This window comes from Candidatus Binatus sp. (assembly GCF_036567905.1).
GTDB lineage: Bacteria > Desulfobacterota > Binatia > Binatales > Binataceae > Binatus.
Window position 1 is genome coordinate 49,247 of record NZ_DATCTO010000012.1, and the last position, 15,569, is coordinate 64,815.

18 protein-coding genes are annotated in these 15,569 nt (G+C 60.7%); 17 read left to right on the top strand and 1 reads right to left on the bottom strand.

Annotated features, from left to right (window positions below):
• Positions 1 to 62 precede the first annotated feature (62 nt).
• The 13 genes from VIO10_RS01580 (at position 63) to VIO10_RS01640 (ending at position 11,137) form a co-directional block, all read left to right on the top strand.
• Positions 63 to 401 (top strand): zinc ribbon domain-containing protein, encoded by a 339-nt coding sequence (locus tag VIO10_RS01580; RefSeq protein ID WP_331958298.1) that lies wholly within the window; start codon positions 63 to 65, stop codon positions 399 to 401.
• A gap of 25 nt (positions 402 to 426) precedes the next feature.
• Entirely contained in the window at positions 427 to 687 is a 261-nt protein-coding gene (locus VIO10_RS01585) for a zf-TFIIB domain-containing protein (RefSeq protein ID WP_331958300.1), read from the top strand.
• Between the two features lie 120 nt (positions 688 to 807).
• Positions 808 to 1,200, top strand: coding sequence for an NADH-quinone oxidoreductase subunit A (locus VIO10_RS01590; protein WP_331958302.1), 393 nt, complete (start codon positions 808 to 810; stop codon positions 1,198 to 1,200).
• A 10-nt stretch (positions 1,201 to 1,210) separates the two neighbouring features.
• Complete coding sequence (nuoB, locus tag VIO10_RS01595) at positions 1,211 to 1,717, top strand: NADH-quinone oxidoreductase subunit NuoB (protein ID WP_331958304.1); 507 nt, start codon at positions 1,211 to 1,213, stop codon at positions 1,715 to 1,717.
• A 4-nt stretch (positions 1,718 to 1,721) separates the two neighbouring features.
• Positions 1,722 to 2,231: an NADH-quinone oxidoreductase subunit C gene (locus VIO10_RS01600; protein ID WP_331958306.1), complete on the top strand. Its 510-nt coding sequence runs from the start codon at positions 1,722 to 1,724 to the stop codon at positions 2,229 to 2,231.
• Positions 2,228 to 3,346, top strand: a complete 1,119-nt coding sequence (locus tag VIO10_RS01605) for an NADPH-quinone oxidoreductase (RefSeq protein WP_331958308.1) — start codon at positions 2,228 to 2,230, stop codon at positions 3,344 to 3,346. The genes VIO10_RS01600 and VIO10_RS01605 overlap by 4 nt, the downstream gene beginning before the upstream one ends.
• A 6-nt stretch (positions 3,347 to 3,352) precedes the next feature.
• Positions 3,353 to 4,543, top strand: a complete 1,191-nt coding sequence (nuoH, locus tag VIO10_RS01610; RefSeq protein WP_331958310.1) for an NADH-quinone oxidoreductase subunit NuoH — start codon at positions 3,353 to 3,355, stop codon at positions 4,541 to 4,543.
• Between the two features lie 9 nt (positions 4,544 to 4,552).
• Complete coding sequence (locus VIO10_RS01615) at positions 4,553 to 5,119, top strand: NADH-quinone oxidoreductase subunit I (RefSeq protein ID WP_331958312.1); 567 nt, start codon at positions 4,553 to 4,555, stop codon at positions 5,117 to 5,119.
• Positions 5,120 to 5,157: 38 nt separating this feature from the next.
• Positions 5,158 to 5,655 (top strand): NADH-quinone oxidoreductase subunit J, encoded by a 498-nt coding sequence (locus tag VIO10_RS01620; RefSeq protein WP_331958314.1) that lies wholly within the window; start codon positions 5,158 to 5,160, stop codon positions 5,653 to 5,655.
• An 18-nt stretch (positions 5,656 to 5,673) separates the two neighbouring features.
• Positions 5,674 to 5,988: an NADH-quinone oxidoreductase subunit NuoK gene (gene nuoK / locus VIO10_RS01625; protein WP_331958316.1), complete on the top strand. Its 315-nt coding sequence runs from the start codon at positions 5,674 to 5,676 to the stop codon at positions 5,986 to 5,988.
• 7 nt (positions 5,989 to 5,995) lie between these two features.
• The gene (nuoL, locus tag VIO10_RS01630; RefSeq protein ID WP_331958319.1) at positions 5,996 to 8,071 is read left to right on the top strand and encodes an NADH-quinone oxidoreductase subunit L; all 2,076 of its coding nucleotides are present in this window, start codon (positions 5,996 to 5,998) and stop codon (positions 8,069 to 8,071) included.
• A gap of 51 nt (positions 8,072 to 8,122) precedes the next feature.
• Entirely contained in the window at positions 8,123 to 9,622 is a 1,500-nt protein-coding gene (locus tag VIO10_RS01635) for an NADH-quinone oxidoreductase subunit M (protein WP_331958321.1), read from the top strand.
• Positions 9,623 to 9,649: 27 nt separating this feature from the next.
• Positions 9,650 to 11,137: an NADH-quinone oxidoreductase subunit N gene (locus VIO10_RS01640; RefSeq protein WP_331958324.1), complete on the top strand. Its 1,488-nt coding sequence runs from the start codon at positions 9,650 to 9,652 to the stop codon at positions 11,135 to 11,137.
• A 21-nt stretch (positions 11,138 to 11,158) separates the two neighbouring features.
• Here VIO10_RS01640 and purU read toward each other — a convergent pair whose 3' ends face one another.
• Complete coding sequence (gene purU / locus VIO10_RS01645) at positions 11,159 to 12,022, bottom strand: formyltetrahydrofolate deformylase (RefSeq protein WP_331958327.1); 864 nt, start codon at positions 12,020 to 12,022, stop codon at positions 11,159 to 11,161.
• 39 nt (positions 12,023 to 12,061) lie between these two features.
• On the opposite strand from purU, the gene rsmI reads away from it, so the two are divergent.
• The 4 genes from rsmI (at position 12,062) to accC (ending at position 15,525) form a co-directional block, all read left to right on the top strand.
• Entirely contained in the window at positions 12,062 to 12,961 is a 900-nt protein-coding gene (gene rsmI, locus VIO10_RS01650; RefSeq protein WP_331958330.1) for a 16S rRNA (cytidine(1402)-2'-O)-methyltransferase, read from the top strand.
• 143 nt (positions 12,962 to 13,104) lie between these two features.
• Positions 13,105 to 13,557, top strand: coding sequence for a type II 3-dehydroquinate dehydratase (gene aroQ / locus VIO10_RS01655; RefSeq protein WP_349259211.1), 453 nt, complete (start codon positions 13,105 to 13,107; stop codon positions 13,555 to 13,557).
• Positions 13,558 to 13,562: 5 nt separating this feature from the next.
• Positions 13,563 to 14,120, top strand: a complete 558-nt coding sequence (gene accB / locus VIO10_RS01660; RefSeq protein WP_331958336.1) for an acetyl-CoA carboxylase biotin carboxyl carrier protein — start codon at positions 13,563 to 13,565, stop codon at positions 14,118 to 14,120.
• 19 nt (positions 14,121 to 14,139) lie between these two features.
• Positions 14,140 to 15,525, top strand: a complete 1,386-nt coding sequence (gene accC, locus VIO10_RS01665; protein ID WP_331958339.1) for an acetyl-CoA carboxylase biotin carboxylase subunit — start codon at positions 14,140 to 14,142, stop codon at positions 15,523 to 15,525.
• Positions 15,526 to 15,569 lie beyond the last annotated feature (44 nt).

The following is a 15,569-nucleotide window of genomic DNA, read 5'->3' on the forward strand; positions in this document are numbered from 1 at the left end:
CGAAAGCCGCGCCATCGGGCTGATTTGCGGGCCGTCGGCGGGCAGGATATTCTTTAGTTCTGATGCCTATTTTCGAGTACGAATGCTCGCGATGCGGGCTCGTCAGCTCGCACGTGATAATGGGTTCATCGCGTCGCCGCGAGCGCTGCGCCTGTCCCGAGTGCGGGTCGGCGCGGCTGCGGCGCGTGATGTCGTCTTTCGCGGTGGTCGAGAGCGAGTCGTCACGGATTGCGAGTTTCGACGCGTCGAAGCCGCGCGACGATTCGTTCTATCGCGACTCGCGCAACGTCGGACTGTGGGCAAAGAAGCGGGCCAAGGAGATGGGCGTCGATCTCGGATCGAAATTCGAGGCCACGGTCGAGAAAGCACGCAGCGGCAAGCTGATCAAGGATATGACCTGACGGCGCGCGATGAAGAGGCGGGACTATGACTGGCGATAACAAGGACCGGCTGGGCAACAAGCTGCACGATGTCGAGGCGGCGCGCGAGGATCAGTGGGCGCGACAGCGCGATTCCGACCTGATCGAGAAGATGCGCGAGCGCTTGAGCAAGACAGCTTGTCCGCATTGCAAGCAGTTTTTGGTGGCGAAAACCGAGGCCGGAGTAGCAATGCACGTGTGCCCCGCAGGACACGGCGCGTGGCTCGAAGCGGCGGCATTGAAGGCGTTGCTGAAGGAGCACAAATAGCCGTCGCTTGGCGGCGCGCGGGTTTGAATTAAGATTTTCTTAAGCGAAATCGATCGCTGGTGAAGCGGTCCTTCTTGACAGCTTAGTCCGGTCCGATTAATGAGGACTCGGTAACTTAAAATGTATATCAATTTCGGGGTGCCGCTGGCGCTTACGATCATAGGGATCGGCTTTGTGGCGGCGATGCTCGGTCTGCAGAGTCTGCTGGCGCCGCAAAATCCGTACGATCGAAAGCTGACTCCCTACGAATGCGGCGAGCCGCCGACCGGACATGCGTGGATCAATTTCAACGTCCGCTTCTACGTGATCGCGCTGATTTTCGTGGTGTTCGAGGTCGAGATCGCGTTCGTCTATCCGATTGCCGCGGTTTACCTGGACTGGGTGCGCTCCGGGCGCCGCCTTTACGCGCTCAGCGAAATTTTAATTTTTCTGCTGATCCTGTTCGTCGGCCTGATTTATGTGTGGGTCAAGCACGACCTGGAATGGATCAAGAAAGTACCGGTCGAAGACTGAGGTTTATTTTATGCCCCTGCTCAATACGCTCCCGGATTACGTTCTGACCACCAAGACGGACGAACTGCTGAACTGGATGCGCAAATCGAGCATCTGGTACATGCTGTTCGGCCTGGCATGTTGCGCGATCGAGCTGATGCATACGGGCGGCCCGCGCGCGGACCTCGATCGCTTCGGCGCGGTGCCGCGCGCTTCGGCGCGTCAGTCCGATCTGATGATCGTGGCGGGAACGCTGACGCTGAAAATGGCGCTGAGGACGCGGCTGCTTTACGATCAGATGCCCGACCCGAAATACGCGATCGCGATGGGTTCGTGCGCGAGCTGCGGCGGACTGTTCCAACTGGCCTACTCGGTTTGCGACGGGGTGGACAAAATCCTGCCGGTCGATGTGTATGTTCCCGGCTGCCCGCCGCGCCCCGAGGCGCTGACCGAGGGCCTGCTCAAGCTGCAAGAGAAGATCATGGCCGAGCGCTGGCTGGTGCGCTCGCCCAACGCAAAGCAGGTCGCAGCAGCCTGAGCAAATGGAGGCGCTCCAAATAATCGAGCGGGTCAAGAGCCGGTTCGGCGATCGGGTGCTGGAAATATCCGAGAAAAAGCCGGATCCGTTCGCGGTGATTGACCCTGGAGCGATCGTCGAAGTCGGCCGTTTCATGAATCAGGATCCCGAGCTGGCGATGGACTGCCTGTCCAACCAGAGCGGCGTCGATTACAAGGACCGGATCGAGGTGGTCTATCACCTGTTCTCGTACCAGCATCGCCACGGCGCAGTGTTGAAGGTGAAGCTGCCGCGCGACAATCCGAGCGTGGCGACGCTGGAGGGCGTGTGGAAGTCGGCCAACTGGATGGAGCGCGAAATATTCGACCTGCTGGGAGTCAACTTCGAAGGGCATAGCGACATGCGGCGAATCCTGATGCCGGAGGACTGGATCGGTCATCCGCTGCGCAAGGATTTCGTCGAGCCGGCCGAATACCACGGAATCTCAACGGTCAGGGAGAGCCCGATAGTGCGGCTCGACACGAAAAAGAAATGAGCACGCTGCGCACCGAAGAAATGACGCTGAACATGGGCCCGCAGCATCCGTCGACGCACGGGGTGCTGCGCTTCGTGGTGCGCGCCGACGGCGAGGTGATGCGCGAGGCGATACCCGACGTCGGCTACCTGCACCGATCGATCGAAAAGATTGCGGAAAAGGTCGGCTACCGCGGCTTCATGCCATACACCGATCGGGTCGATTACGTGTGCGCGATGTTCACCAACCAGGGCTGGGGCATGGCGTGCGAGAAGCTGGCCGGAATCGAAGTGCCCAGGCGCGGCGAGTACTGCCGGGTGATCGCGGCGGAGTTCAACCGAATCGCGTCGCATCTGCTGTCGGTGGGCGCGATGGCGATGGATATCGGCGCGATGACGCCGTTCGCGCACGTGATCCGCGAGCGCGAGATGATCAACGATTTGATCGAAGAGCTGTGCGGCGCGCGGCTGACGTTCAACTACATGCGAATCGGCGGCGTGGCGTGGGACCTGCCCCCCGGATGGCGCGAGAAGGCGCTTGCGTACCTGGATCATTTCGACCCGATCCTCGAGGAATACAACGCGCTCATCTCGTGGAACAAAATTTACATCGAGCGGCTGGCGAACGTCGGCGTGATCACGGCGGCGGACGCGATCAACTACAACCTGGTCGGGCCGAATCTGCGCGCGTGCGGAATCAAGTGGGACATCCGCAAGGACATTCCGTATTCGGTGTATCCCGAGTTCGAGTTCGAGGTGCCGGTCGGCAATGGCCAGTGGGGCAAGCTCGGCGACTCGATGGATCGATACGTGGTGCGGATTCGCGAGATGGCGCAGTCGTCGAAGATTTTGCGCCAGGCGCTGGAGAAGATTCCGCCGGGCGCGGTGCTGGCGAAAGTGGTGCGCAATTTCAAGCCGCCGGCCGGCGAATGCCAGATTCGCGTCGAGAGCGGACGCGGCGACATGGGCTGGTACCTGGTCAGCGACGGCACCGGCTATCCGTGGCGGGTTCACGTGCGCACGGGATCGTTCGCGGCGATGGGAATCATCCAGAAGCTGAGCGCGGGATTGATGATCGCGGACCTGGTCACGCTGATCGCGAGCCTGGACGTGATTGCGCCGGAGATCGATCGATAGGCATCGATGCAGACGCTGATTCAAAATCTGATTGCGTGGGGCGCGTTCGGCAAGCACCCGCCGCGGGACCTGGTCGCCGCGATCGTGGTGTTCGTGATGAGCGCGGTCGTGTTCCTGGTCGTCGCGCTTCCGTTTGGGGGAATCGTGACCTGGGTCGAGCGGCGGGTGTGGGCGCGAATCCAGTCGCGGGTGGGCCCAAACCGCGTCGGTCCGCAGGGCTTCCTGCAGTGGCTGGCGGACGGAGTGAAAATCGTCTGCAAGGAAGACATCGTCCCCGCCGAAGCCGACTCGCGCCTGTTCAAGCTGGCGCCGTACCTGGTGATGCTGGCGTTCATCCTGCCGTGGGCGGTGATGCCGTTCTCGTCGTCGCTGATACTGGCCGACATGAACGTGGGCATCCTGTACATGACGGCGGTGACGGCGCTTACGGTGGTGGGCGTGCTGATGGCGGGATGGGCGTCGAACAACAAGTGGTCGCTGATCGGCGGAGTCCGCTCGGCGGCGCAAATAGTCAGTTACGAAATACCGGCGGGGCTTTCGATCTTCCCGGTCGTGCTGATGACGGGCACGCTGTCGATGCAGGGAATCATCCGCGGCCAGGGCTGGGCGCCGCAGCATTGGTTCCTGTTCGCCAATCCATTCACGTTCGTGGCGGCCAACATCCTCTATATGTCGTCGCTCGCCGAGGCTAACCGGACGCCGTTCGATTTGCCCGAAGCCGAATCCGAACTGGTGGCAGGCTTTGCGACTGAGTATAGCGGCTGGCGCTACGCGTGTTTCTCCATGGCGGAATGGGGAAACCTGTTTATCGTCGGCGCGATAATCACGACGCTGTTCCTTGGCGGATGGCAATTTCCGCACGTGACGAACAATGCAGTTGCGATGAACGTGCTGGAAGTGATTACGTTCAACGTCAAAGTACTATTCCTGGTTTTCGTCTCGATGTGGATACGCGCGACGCTGCCGCGAGTCCGAATCGATCAGCTAATGACGGCATGCTGGAAGTACTTCGTGCCGATAGCGTTTGTGAATATGATCGGCACCGCGGTGTGGGTAGCCATATGGCCGGACGGCAACGTGTGGATGGGCTATATCATGTTCTCCGGAGCGATCGTGCTCGGGGCAGTATTCATTCAGCGGGTTATCTACTATCTCAGGCGTTCACGGATGGAAGTTTACTTCAATCCGACTATATAGAGGTTATTGATGATCGCGGTTTCGGAATACGTACATAATATAAGGGACACGGTCTCGACGATCTTCGAGGGCATGGCGGTAACGGCGTCGCATTTCATGCGCAAGCCGTACACGGTGCAATATCCGGATCGGATCGCGGTGCGCGTGCAGGACACGCTGCCGTTCCGTTATCGCGGGATCCTGGATGTCGATCTCGAAATATGCACGGGCTGCCTGGCGTGCGAGCGCGCCTGTCCGATCGATTGCATCGTCATAGTGGCCGACAAGGATCAGCAAACGCGGCAGTTGCTGTTGTCGCAGTTCGATATTGACATCGCCAAGTGCATGTACTGCGGGCTGTGCAGCGAGGCGTGTCCAACCGGATCGATCCATCATACGACGGAGTTCGAGGGCGCTGACTATTCGCTGGAGAGCCTGATTCGCCGCTTCGTCCAGGATCCGGTGATTGCTTACAAGGCCAAAAAGGGGCCGGAGACGGATCCGAGAATCGCGCCAATCCTGAATCGCGGCACGGCCTACCTCGATCAATGGGCGCAACCCGGCGGCGAGAAGCCGGCCGGAGAAGAGCCGGCGTAGCGCGCGCCCGGGTCTGCAACGCGGGGAAGGGCGAATCGATGCTCGCACAGGTAATATTCTATGCGGTAGCCGCGTTGACGGTGGGATCGGCCGCGCTGGTGGCGTTCTCGCGCAACATAGTTTATTCGACCTTTGCGCTGCTGGGCGCATTCATGGGCGTAGTGGGTATCTACATTCTGCTCGCGGCGGATTTTGTCGCGATGGTGCAGCTACTCGTTTATGTCGGCGGGATATTGGTACTGACTATCTTCGCAGTGATGCTGACGGCGGGAATCGGCGACGTAAAGGTGTCGAATCGCGCGGTTGGAAGCGCACCCGCGATTGTAGTAGCAGGGGTCGCGGCGATCGTGATGCTGTATGCGGTGATGCGAACGCAGTGGCATCAGGCGGCCGCACTCACGCCCGCGCCGACAACCTACGCGATCGGAAACGCGTTCCTGGGCGATTACGTGCTGCCATTCGAGGTCGCGTCGCTGGTGTTGTTGGCGGCGCTAATCGGCGCGATTGTCATTTCGCGCCACGAAGTCAGGGAGTAGGGGAGCGGGAGAATCGGGATGGGCGGGGGAATAACGCTGAACCACTTCCTGGTTCTGAGCCTGATAATCTTTTCGCTCGGGCTGTTCACGGTTCTGACGCGCCGAAACGCGATTGGAATCCTGATGGGCGTCGAGCTGATACTCAACTCCGCCAACATCAACTACCTTGCATTCGCGTTTTACGGCGGCGGCAAATACGACGGCCAGATTTTTGCGATTTTCGTAATCATGCTGGCGGCGGCAGAGGCGGTGATCGGACTGGCGGTGGTGCTGGCGATTTATCAGAACTTCAAGACGATCGATGTCGATGCGGCCGAGACGCTGCGTGGATAGCTGAGCGATGGATCATCCGATTGCGGTTACCTTCATTCGATTGATCGTGGCGCTGCCGCTGGTGGGCGCGGCGATCAATTTCATTGCGGGCGCGTGGCTGCAGAAGACCTTCGGCAAGCGTGCGATAAGCTTCGTTGGATGTGGTGTCGTCATCGCGGCGTTCATCCTTGCGCTGCGCGCGTTTCTCGTGATGATCGCGATCCCGCCGGAAAACCGCTTCATGCTCGACGACCTGTGGAAGTGGTTCGATGTCGGCGGACTGAACCTGGACATCGCGTTCTGGCTCGATCCGTTGTCGATGGTGATGACGCTGGTAGTCACTGGCGTGGGCGGCCTGATCCACATCTACTCGATTGGCTACATGCACGACGACGACGGCTACTGGCGTTTTTTCGGATGGCTCAACCTGTTCACGTTCGCGATGCTGGTGCTGGTGTTGGGCGACAACTTGTGGCTGATGTTCGTGGGCTGGGAGGGCGTGGGGCTGTGCTCGTTCGCGCTGATCGGGTTCTGGTACAAGGTGACGGCGAACACGACGGCGGGCAACAAGGCGTTCATCGTCAACCGGATCGGCGATCTTGCGTTCGTGATCGCGCTGTACAGTTTGTTCGCGGGACTGCAGTCGATCGGGCACGCGACGCTGGTGACGCGCGAGATCGCGAGATACGCGCCGGCGCTTGCCGGGATGCCGATAAATTTTGCCGGCTATCAGTCGGCGTATCCCCTGGTCGGCTTCGTGACGCTGTTGATGTTCATCGGGGCGACGGGAAAGTCGGCGCAGATTCCGCTGTACGTGTGGCTGCCGGACGCGATGGCGGGACCGACGCCGGTCAGCGCGCTGATCCATGCGGCGACGATGGTGACGGCGGGCGTGTACATGGTGGCGCGGCTGAACTTTTTGTTTTCGATGTCGCCGTTCACGATGGGCGTGATCGCGGTGGTGGGCGGACTGACGGCGCTGTTGGCGGCGACGATTGGCGTGGCGCAAAACGACATCAAAAAAGTGCTCGCGTACTCGACGGTGAGCCAGCTCGGATACATGTTCGCGGCGCTGGGCGTCGGCGCATACGCGGCGGGCGTGTTCCATCTAATGACGCATGCGTTCTTCAAGGCGTGCCTGTTCCTGGGAGCGGGGTCGGTGATCCACGCGATGGGTGGAGAGCAGGACATGCGCAAGATGGGTGCGCTGCGGCACAAGATGCCGATCACGTTCGTGACGTTCATGGCGGCGACGCTGGCGATATCGGGGGTGCCGCCGTTCGCGGGATTCATGTCGAAGGACGAGATCATCTGGCAGGCAATATCGCATGGGCACCCGGTGGTGTGGGCGATGCTGCTGATTGGCGCGGGAATCACGGTGTTCTACATGTTTCGCCAGGTGTACATGACCTTCTTCGGCGAATTTCGCGGCACCCACGAGCAGGAGCATCATGTGCACGAATCGCCGGCGTCGATGGCGTACGTGCTGATCGTGCTGGGCGCGCTGTCGGTAGTCGGCGGACTCGTGAAGATTCCGGCTTTCATCGCGAGTTTCAAGCCATTCGAGGACTTTCTCGATCCCGTATTCAGCTCCGAGGCGACGCGCCGGATAACCGAAGCGGGAATACATAGTCGTGCGACGGAAGGTGCGTTCGGACTTATCACATTCACGATAGTAGTAATCGGATGGCTAATTGCGGATCTTATGTATCGGCAGCAAAAGCTGGAGCCCGCGCGCTTTAGTCAGATGTTCGGCGGAGTGCCATACGAATGGGTATACAACAAATACTATGTCGATGAATTCTACAATCGAGTGATTATAGAGCCATATATGTTCGCGACGCGGGTGCTGGCATGGTTCGACTCCAACATCATCGACGGCGTCGTGAACCTGGCGGCACGCATCATAGTATTTCTTTCGTGGCTGTCGGGACTATTCGACCATTACGTAGTCGATGGGCTGGTGAATTTCGCCTCGAACCTGACGCTCGACGTGGGCGGCAGGCTGCGACGGCTGCAGACCGGCTCGATCAATGGATACTTATACGGAATTCTGGCCGCGGTGATGCTGATATTGCTGGTGCGCGCGGTGGCAAGGACATGACAAATACCGCGGCGGCGCCGCTGCAAGTCAAACGGGAAGAGCGAAACTGAAATGAGTCACGCGCTTACGCTGATAACCTTTGTTCCGATCGTCGGAATGGTGTTGATTCTCGCGCTGCCCGGCGCGATGAAGAACGCATTCAAGTGGATCGCGGCGGCGGCGACGGTGCCGCAACTGTTGATCGCGATTTACCTGTACGAGCACTTCGACACGACGACCAGCGCGGTTCAGTTCGCCGAGAAGGCGTCGTGGATGCCCTCGTACCACATTACTTACTTCGTGGGCGTGGACGGAATCAGCATCTCGATGGTGCTGCTGACGGCGCTCATCATGTTCATCTCGACGTTCGCGAGCTTCGGAATAAATCGCGCGGAGAAGGGCTACTACGCGATGCTGCTGATGCTCGACACGGGAATGATGGGCGTGTTCGTGTCGCTCGATTTCTTCCTGTTTTATATTTTTTGGGAAGTGATGCTGCTGCCGATGTATTTTCTCATCGGCATCTGGGGCGGTCCGCGACGCGAGTACGCGGCGATCAAATTCTTTCTCTACACTCTGCTGGGTTCGGTGCTGATTCTGCTGGCGATGCTCGGACTTTATTACTACAGCGCGACTCCGACCTTTGACTTGACTCAGCTGGCGGCGAATTCGAGTCATTACTCAATCGGGTTCCAGCGAATAGTATGGATCGCGCTGTTCATCGGTTTCGCAATCAAGATTCCGGCGTTCCCGTTCCATACCTGGCTGCCCGACGCGCACGTGGAAGCGCCCACGGCGATTTCGGTGATTCTTGCGGGTGTGCTACTGAAAATGGGCACCTACGGCATTCTGCGCGTCAATTTCGCGGTGCTGCCTGCCGCCAGCTACCAGCTCGCGTGGCTGTTCCTTGGCGTGATCGGCACTATCAACATCGTCTACGGCGCGATGTGCGCGATGGCGCAGACTGACTATAAGAAACTGATTGCCTATTCGTCGATTAGCCACATGGGCTACGTGATGCTGGGGATGGCGGCGTTCACCGCGGCGGGAATCAACGGCGCGGTGCTGCAGATGTTCAATCACGGAACGATCACGGCGATGCTTTTTATCCTGGTCGGCGTGATCTACGATCGCGCGCATCATCGCGAGATAAACGGCTTCGGCGGTCTGGCGCAGCAGATGCCGATATATACGGCGATTACGGGCTTCGCGTTTTTCGCCGGGATGGGACTGCCGGGGATGTCGGCATTTATTTCGGAAGTGCTGGTGCTGCTCGGCGCGTGGCAGACGCATCCGTTTATGGTGGTATTCGGCGCGGCGACGGCGGTACTGACCGCGGGCTATCTGCTGTGGACCTTCCAGCGGATCTACCTCGGGCCGTTGAACGAAAAATACAAGGACTTTCCCGATTTGTCGTTTCGCGAGGCGTTCACGCTGGTGCCGCTCGGGATCATCGTGCTGATACTCGGCGTCTATCCGCAGGCGATTCTCGGCCTGCTCAACACCTCGCTGGTTCATCTGAACCAGGTTGTGCTGTCGACTTCGGGCGCCGCCGTCGCGATGGTTCGCTGAGACTCAGGGCAGATCGGACGCAAGCAGATGGATCTCGGAAATCTCGCGAGCCTGAAACATTTCATCCCGGAAATGATCCTGGTCGCCGGCGTGCTGGCGATCGTGATCATCGACCTGGCGGTACGCAACAAGTCGCGTCTCGGCGTACTGGCTCTGATAGCGGCTGCGGCGTCATTGCTGGCGATCGGGCTGGAGCCGGCGCTGTCGGGCGCGTGGCTGTTTCATCGGATGTTGGTATTCGATTCGTTTGCGATTTACTTCCGCACGCTGATCGCGCTGGCCGCGGTGGTGGCCATCTGGATGTCGATTGGCTCGGAGGAAGTGAAGAGCTGCGACCAGGGCGAGTATTACGCGATCTTGCTGGCGAGCACGTTTGCGATGTTTCTGATGGCGGAGTCGGCGAACCTGCTGATGGCGTACCTGGCGCTGGAGTTCGTCAGCCTGACGTCGTACATCCTGACGGGTTTTTTGCGGCATAACCGGCGCTCGCTGGAAGCCGCGCTTAAGTACTTGATCTACGGGGGCGTCGCGTCGGGGACGATGATTTACGGCATGAGCTGGATTTTCGGCATCACCGGCTCGCTCGACTTCAACGTGATCAACAAAGCGCTCTCGACGCCCGCGCATCTGCCGGTGCTCGCGGTATTTATCGCGCTGGTGTTGATCCTGACCGGGATGGGCTACAAGGTGGCGTCGGTGCCGTTTCATATGTGGGCGCCGGACGTTTATACGGGCGCGCCGATTCCGATCACAACTTTTCTGGCGGTCGGCTCGAAGGCGGCGGGCTTTGCACTGCTGACGCGCTTTTTCTTCCCGGCGATTTCGCATCTGGCGGCGGGCGGAAGCTGGACGGCGCTGGCGGGCGTCGATTGGCCGCAACTGCTGCTCTTCGTTTGCATCATCACGATGACGCTGGGCAACCTGGCCGCGCTTCAGCAGACCAACATGAAGCGGCTGCTGGCGTACTCGAGTATCGCGCAGGCGGGATACGCACTGATGGGATTCGTCGTGCTGTCGAACGACGGAATTCGGGCGATGCTGTTCTACCTGTTTGCCTACTACGTAATGGATGCGGGCGCATTCGTGGTGGTGATGATGGTGGCAAACTCGACGGGGCGCGAGGACGTGGACGCGTACCGCGGGCTGGCCTGGCGCGGCGGAATCGTTCCGGCGCTCGCACTGACTATCTTCCTTTTCTCACTGACCGGGATCCCGCTGACGATTGGATTCATCGGGAAGTTCTACCTATTCGCCGCAGTGATACGCGGCCAATTCTATATACTGGCTATTGTTGGAATACTCAATTCAGTAGTGTCTCTGTATTACTATCTGAAGCCGGTTCAGATGATGTTCTTCGAACAGCCGCGCGGCGACGAAGGCTCGCTGCGCTTCCAGGCGTGGAATTACGGGCTGATGGGAGTGCTGGCCTGCGCGACAATCGCGTTTGGGCTGTACTGGTCGCCGATCATCTCCTTTGCGAACCGCTCGCTGAGTTTCTTCACCGGCCCCACCTGAGCAGGGGCCGGGAATTACCCGTTATTCGAAAACGATCGTGCGGTTGTGGTGGAGCAGCACCTGCTTTTTGAGGTGGGCGCGCACGGCCTTCGCCAACACCATCACTTCGAGATCCTTGCCCTTGCGCGCCAGGTCGGCGACGGTGTCGCGATGCGTCATCGGCGCGGTGGCCTGGGCGATTATCGGGCCGGCGTCGAGCTGTTCGGTCACGTAGTGCGCGGTCGCGCCGATTAGCTTGACGCCGCGGTCGTGCGCCTGCTTGTGCGGCCGCTGGCCGGCGAACGCGGGCAGGAGGCTGTGGTGGATGTTGACGATCGGCTTGTTCCAGGCGCGAAGAAATTCGTCCGACAGCACTTGCATGTAGCGCGCGAGCACGACGGTGTCCGCGCGCAGCCCGGTGAGATGATTCAAGAGCGCGGCTTCAGACTCCGATTTGCGGTCTTTCGCGACCGGAATCACCGTGAACGGCGCCTCGAACGGGCGCGCGAGCGGTTCCAGGTCGGTATGATTGCTGACCACGCCGACCACGTCGCCGTCGAGCTCGCCGAAACGATGCCGGCTCAACAGATCCATCATGCAGTGCGGCAGGCGCGAAACCATGATGACAATCCGGTCCCGCTTGGCGGCGTCGAAGAGCTGCCACTTGAGGTGCTTCCACGGCAGCAGCGACGGCATCGACGCATCGAGTTCTTTGGACAGCTCGCTGATGGGGAGCCGCAGGCTTTCGAAGTGGATGCGCCAGAAGAAGTGGCTATCCTCGTCGTCGGAGTACTGGTCGGAAGTGATAATATTGCATCCGAGAGTGAACAGGTGGCCGGCGACGCGGGCTATGATACCGGGGCGGTCGATGCATGAGATGAGGAGAGTAGCTTTGCCTTCGGCCACGCTGATTACTCCGGGGGCGAATAGTAATTTTGAATTCTAATGTCTGGGCGCGCAAATAAACAAACCGGCGCTGGCGGAATTTTGTACGTAGTCGCGACGCCGATCGGCAATCCGGGCGACATTTCCGCCCGCGCAATTCGCACCCTCGAGCAGGTCAGTCTGATCGCATGCGAGGACACGCGGCGAACCGGGCAGATGCTCGCGCGTCATCAGATTCACACGCCCACCGTCAGCCACTTCGAGCACAACGAGGAGCGGCGCGTGCCGGAGCTGATCGCGAGGCTGAAGGCGGGAGAAAAAATCGCGCTGGTTACCGACGCGGGCACGCCTGCCATTTCCGATCCGGGCTTTCGACTGGTGCGGGCGGCGTGGGAGGCAAACCTGCGCGTGATGGCGGTGCCGGGAGCGTCGGCGGCAATCGCGGCACTGTCGATTGCCGGAATCCCCACCGACAGGTTCACGTTCGAGGGATTTATCCCGCCGCGCGACGCGGCGCGGCGCAGCCGGCTGGAAGAACTCCGCCGCGAGCCGCGCACGATGGTCTTCTACGAGGCGGCGCGCCGGCTGGCCGATACGCTGGCCGAGATGGCGGCCGCATTCGGACAGTCGCGCGATGCGGCGGTGGTGAGCGAGATCACCAAGACTTACGAGGCGACGCTGCGTGGGACGCTGGCTGAGCTGGAACGCCGCTTTCGCGCGACGCCCGCGCTCGGAGAGATCACGATCATCGTCGCAGGCGCGCCGGATGCGCCGAGCATCGGCGGCGCAGACGCGGGGTTGGTCACCGTTGACGTGGGCGATGCGCTCGAAGTTCTCCGTGAGGCGGGACTTGGGCTCAAGCAGGCGAGCGCTGTGGTCGCGCGGCTGACGGGTAGAGGCCGTCGCGAAGTGTACCAGAATGCGCTCAAATCGCGCTCTGATGACGCCAGTGATGACTGACCGGTGGACAGCACCCGGCCCCCGCGCTTGCAGTCGCATCGAGGGTGCGGTTCAATGAACCGAGGAGTGGAGCGGGGATGGCGATGAGGGCTAAAGCCCGGAATATGGCTGGCCAGGCCGCATCAGGCGGCGCGAGCGGTCCAATTGCGGTGCTGGTGATCCATGGACCCAATCTCAATCTGCTCGGCGAACGCGAGCCGGAAATTTACGGCCGAACCCGCCTCGCTGATATCGACAAGGAACTCAAGCAACTGGGACGCGAACTCGAGATGAAGGTTGAGACGTTTCAGTCGAACAGCGAAGGCGCGATCGTCGATCGAATTCAGCAGGCGCGCGGCAGGTGCGACGTGCTAATCCTCAATCCCGGCGCATACACGCACACCAGCGTTGCCATTCGCGACGCGATACAGGCCGTGAGTATTCCGGTAATCGAAGTGCATCTGTCCAACGTGTATCGGCGCGAGGCGTTTCGGCATCATTCGACCATTGCGGACATCGCGCACGGTCGAATCATGGGATTTGGCGCCGAGAGCTATAGCCTGGCTCTCAGAGCCGCGCGCACGATGGCCGAGGAGTCGCGCCGACGGAGCGGATGAGCGCGATGCCGGGCAACGATCAAGCGCGCAGGCGAGTCGCCGTTGCGGGAAGACACGGAGAGCAGATGGAAGTACGCGAGCTAAAAACCCTGCTGGTCCTGATGCGGGACTACGGGCTGGTTGAACTCGAGATCGAAGACAAGAAGGGCAAGGTGCGGCTGGTCCGCGCCGGCGCGCGCGCGCCGGTGGACGCGGCCGAGGCGGGTTCGCAGCCGCATCTGGCGGTGCGCGTGGCCGCGCCGCTCAAGATGGCGATGAGGCACGTTGAGGCGACCGAAGAGGAAGGCTCGAAGGCGGCGGGCAGAATCGAGCTGGCGCCGAATCAGAAGCTGATCGAAAGCCCGATGGTGGGTACGTTTTACCGGGCCGGCTCGCCGGACGCGGCGCCGTTCGTCGAGGAAGGATCGTCGGTGCGCAAGGGCCAGCCGTTGTGCATAATCGAGGCGATGAAGATGATGAACGAGATCGAATCGCCGGCCGCAGGGCGGGTGATAAGAATCATCGCCGAGAATGGAAATCCTATCGAGTACGGTCAACCGCTGATGATCATCGAAGTGACTTGAGAAGCCGGAGCGCTCATCGATGTTCAAAAAAATGCTGATCGCAAATCGCGGGACAATCGCAATCCGGATAATCCGCGCCTGCCGCGAGCTGGGGATTTCGACGGTGGCGGTTTACTCGACCGCGGACAAGAACGCGCTGCACGTGCGGATGGCGGACGAGTCGGTATGCATCGGGCCGCCGGCGGCTGAAGACAGCTATATGAACATCCCGGCGATCCTGAGCGCGGCCACGACCTTCGGCGCCGACGCGGTGCATCCAGGCTACGGCTTTCTCTCTGAGAACGGCGACTTCGCCGAGGCATGCCAGCGCTCGGGACTCAACTTCGTGGGTCCGCGGGCGCGTCATATCAGGTTGATGGGCGACAAGCCGCGCGCGCGGCGAATCATGAAGCGCGCGGGCGTGCCTGTCCTGCCGGGCAGCGAGGGCACCGGCGTTACCGAGCTGCGCGAGGCGCAAGCGGACGCGAAGCGGCTGGGCTACCCGGTGCTGATCAAGGCGGCAGCGGGCGGCGGCGGCAAGGGGATGCGAGTCGTTCGCGACGCGGCGGAGCTGACGCGGCTGTTTCCGCAAGCGCAGGGGGAATCCGAGTTGTCGTTCAACTCGCGCAAGATGTACCTGGAGAAATACCTCAAGCACGCGCGTCACGTCGAGTTTCAGATTCTTGCCGACTTGCACCGCAACGCGATTCATCTCGGCGAGCGCGACTGCTCGATTCAGCGCCGTCATCAGAAGCTGATCGAGGAATCGCCGTGCCCGATTCTGACCGCGCGGCTGCGCGAAAAGATGGGCAAGGCGGCGGTGCGCGCGGCCGAGGTGGTCGGCTATTCGAACGTCGGCACGGTGGAATTTCTGCTGGCGGACAGCGGCGTGTTTTATTTCATCGAGATGAACACCCGGATCCAGGTCGAGCACGGCGTGACCGAGATGGTCACCGGCGTTGACCTGGTGAAGGAGAGCATCCGGATGGCGATGGGCGAGCGGCTTGGGCTCAAGCAGCGGCAGGTGAAGTTCGATGGCGCGTCGATGGAGTTTCGCATCTACGCCGAGGATCCGGAGCGTCATATCCCGTCGCCGGGCGTCGTCACTAATCACCATACGCCGGGCGGACTGGGCGTGCGCGTCGAGACCGCCCTGTACGACGGCTATCGCGTGCCGGTGCAGTACGATCCGCTGATCGCAAAGCTGATAGTGCATGCCGAGGCGCGCGCCGAAGTGATCGCGCGGGCCAAGGCGGCGCTGCGCGAGTATGTCATCGACGGCATCAAGACCAACATCCCGCTGCATCTGAAGATCCTGCACGATCCGGATTTTAATCGCGGCGAATTCTCCACCGATTTTCTAAGCCGCTACGAACCGGCCCAGCCCGAAGCTGCGCACCACGCGCCGGTAAGCAAGGCCTCTTGACCGCAACGCTCCGCGCCATGCTTGATAGAGTCCAATGCAGGGGC

What these genes read in the sequence shown, in the direction of transcription:
- VIO10_RS01605 (WP_331958308.1), top strand. Translation starts at nt 2,228, where the DNA reads ATGAGCACGCTGCGCACCGAAGAAATGACGCTGAACATGGGCCCGCAG.
- VIO10_RS01580 (WP_331958298.1), top strand. Translation starts at nt 63, where the DNA reads ATGCCTATTTTCGAGTACGAATGCTCGCGATGCGGGCTCGTCAGCTCG.
- VIO10_RS01640 (WP_331958324.1), top strand. Translation starts at nt 9,650, where the DNA reads ATGGATCTCGGAAATCTCGCGAGCCTGAAACATTTCATCCCGGAAATG.
- nuoL (WP_331958319.1), top strand. Translation starts at nt 5,996, where the DNA reads ATGGATCATCCGATTGCGGTTACCTTCATTCGATTGATCGTGGCGCTG.
- accC (WP_331958339.1), top strand. Translation starts at nt 14,140, where the DNA reads ATGTTCAAAAAAATGCTGATCGCAAATCGCGGGACAATCGCAATCCGG.
- VIO10_RS01620 (WP_331958314.1), top strand. Translation starts at nt 5,158, where the DNA reads ATGCTCGCACAGGTAATATTCTATGCGGTAGCCGCGTTGACGGTGGGA.
- nuoK (WP_331958316.1), top strand. Translation starts at nt 5,674, where the DNA reads ATGGGCGGGGGAATAACGCTGAACCACTTCCTGGTTCTGAGCCTGATA.
- VIO10_RS01635 (WP_331958321.1), top strand. Translation starts at nt 8,123, where the DNA reads ATGAGTCACGCGCTTACGCTGATAACCTTTGTTCCGATCGTCGGAATG.
- nuoH (WP_331958310.1), top strand. Translation starts at nt 3,353, where the DNA reads ATGCAGACGCTGATTCAAAATCTGATTGCGTGGGGCGCGTTCGGCAAG.
- VIO10_RS01585 (WP_331958300.1), top strand. Translation starts at nt 427, where the DNA reads ATGACTGGCGATAACAAGGACCGGCTGGGCAACAAGCTGCACGATGTC.
- rsmI (WP_331958330.1), top strand. Translation starts at nt 12,062, where the DNA reads ATGTCTGGGCGCGCAAATAAACAAACCGGCGCTGGCGGAATTTTGTAC.
- VIO10_RS01590 (WP_331958302.1), top strand. Translation starts at nt 808, where the DNA reads ATGTATATCAATTTCGGGGTGCCGCTGGCGCTTACGATCATAGGGATC.
- nuoB (WP_331958304.1), top strand. Translation starts at nt 1,211, where the DNA reads ATGCCCCTGCTCAATACGCTCCCGGATTACGTTCTGACCACCAAGACG.
- VIO10_RS01600 (WP_331958306.1), top strand. Translation starts at nt 1,722, where the DNA reads ATGGAGGCGCTCCAAATAATCGAGCGGGTCAAGAGCCGGTTCGGCGAT.
- accB (WP_331958336.1), top strand. Translation starts at nt 13,563, where the DNA reads ATGCCGGGCAACGATCAAGCGCGCAGGCGAGTCGCCGTTGCGGGAAGA.
- VIO10_RS01615 (WP_331958312.1), top strand. Translation starts at nt 4,553, where the DNA reads ATGATCGCGGTTTCGGAATACGTACATAATATAAGGGACACGGTCTCG.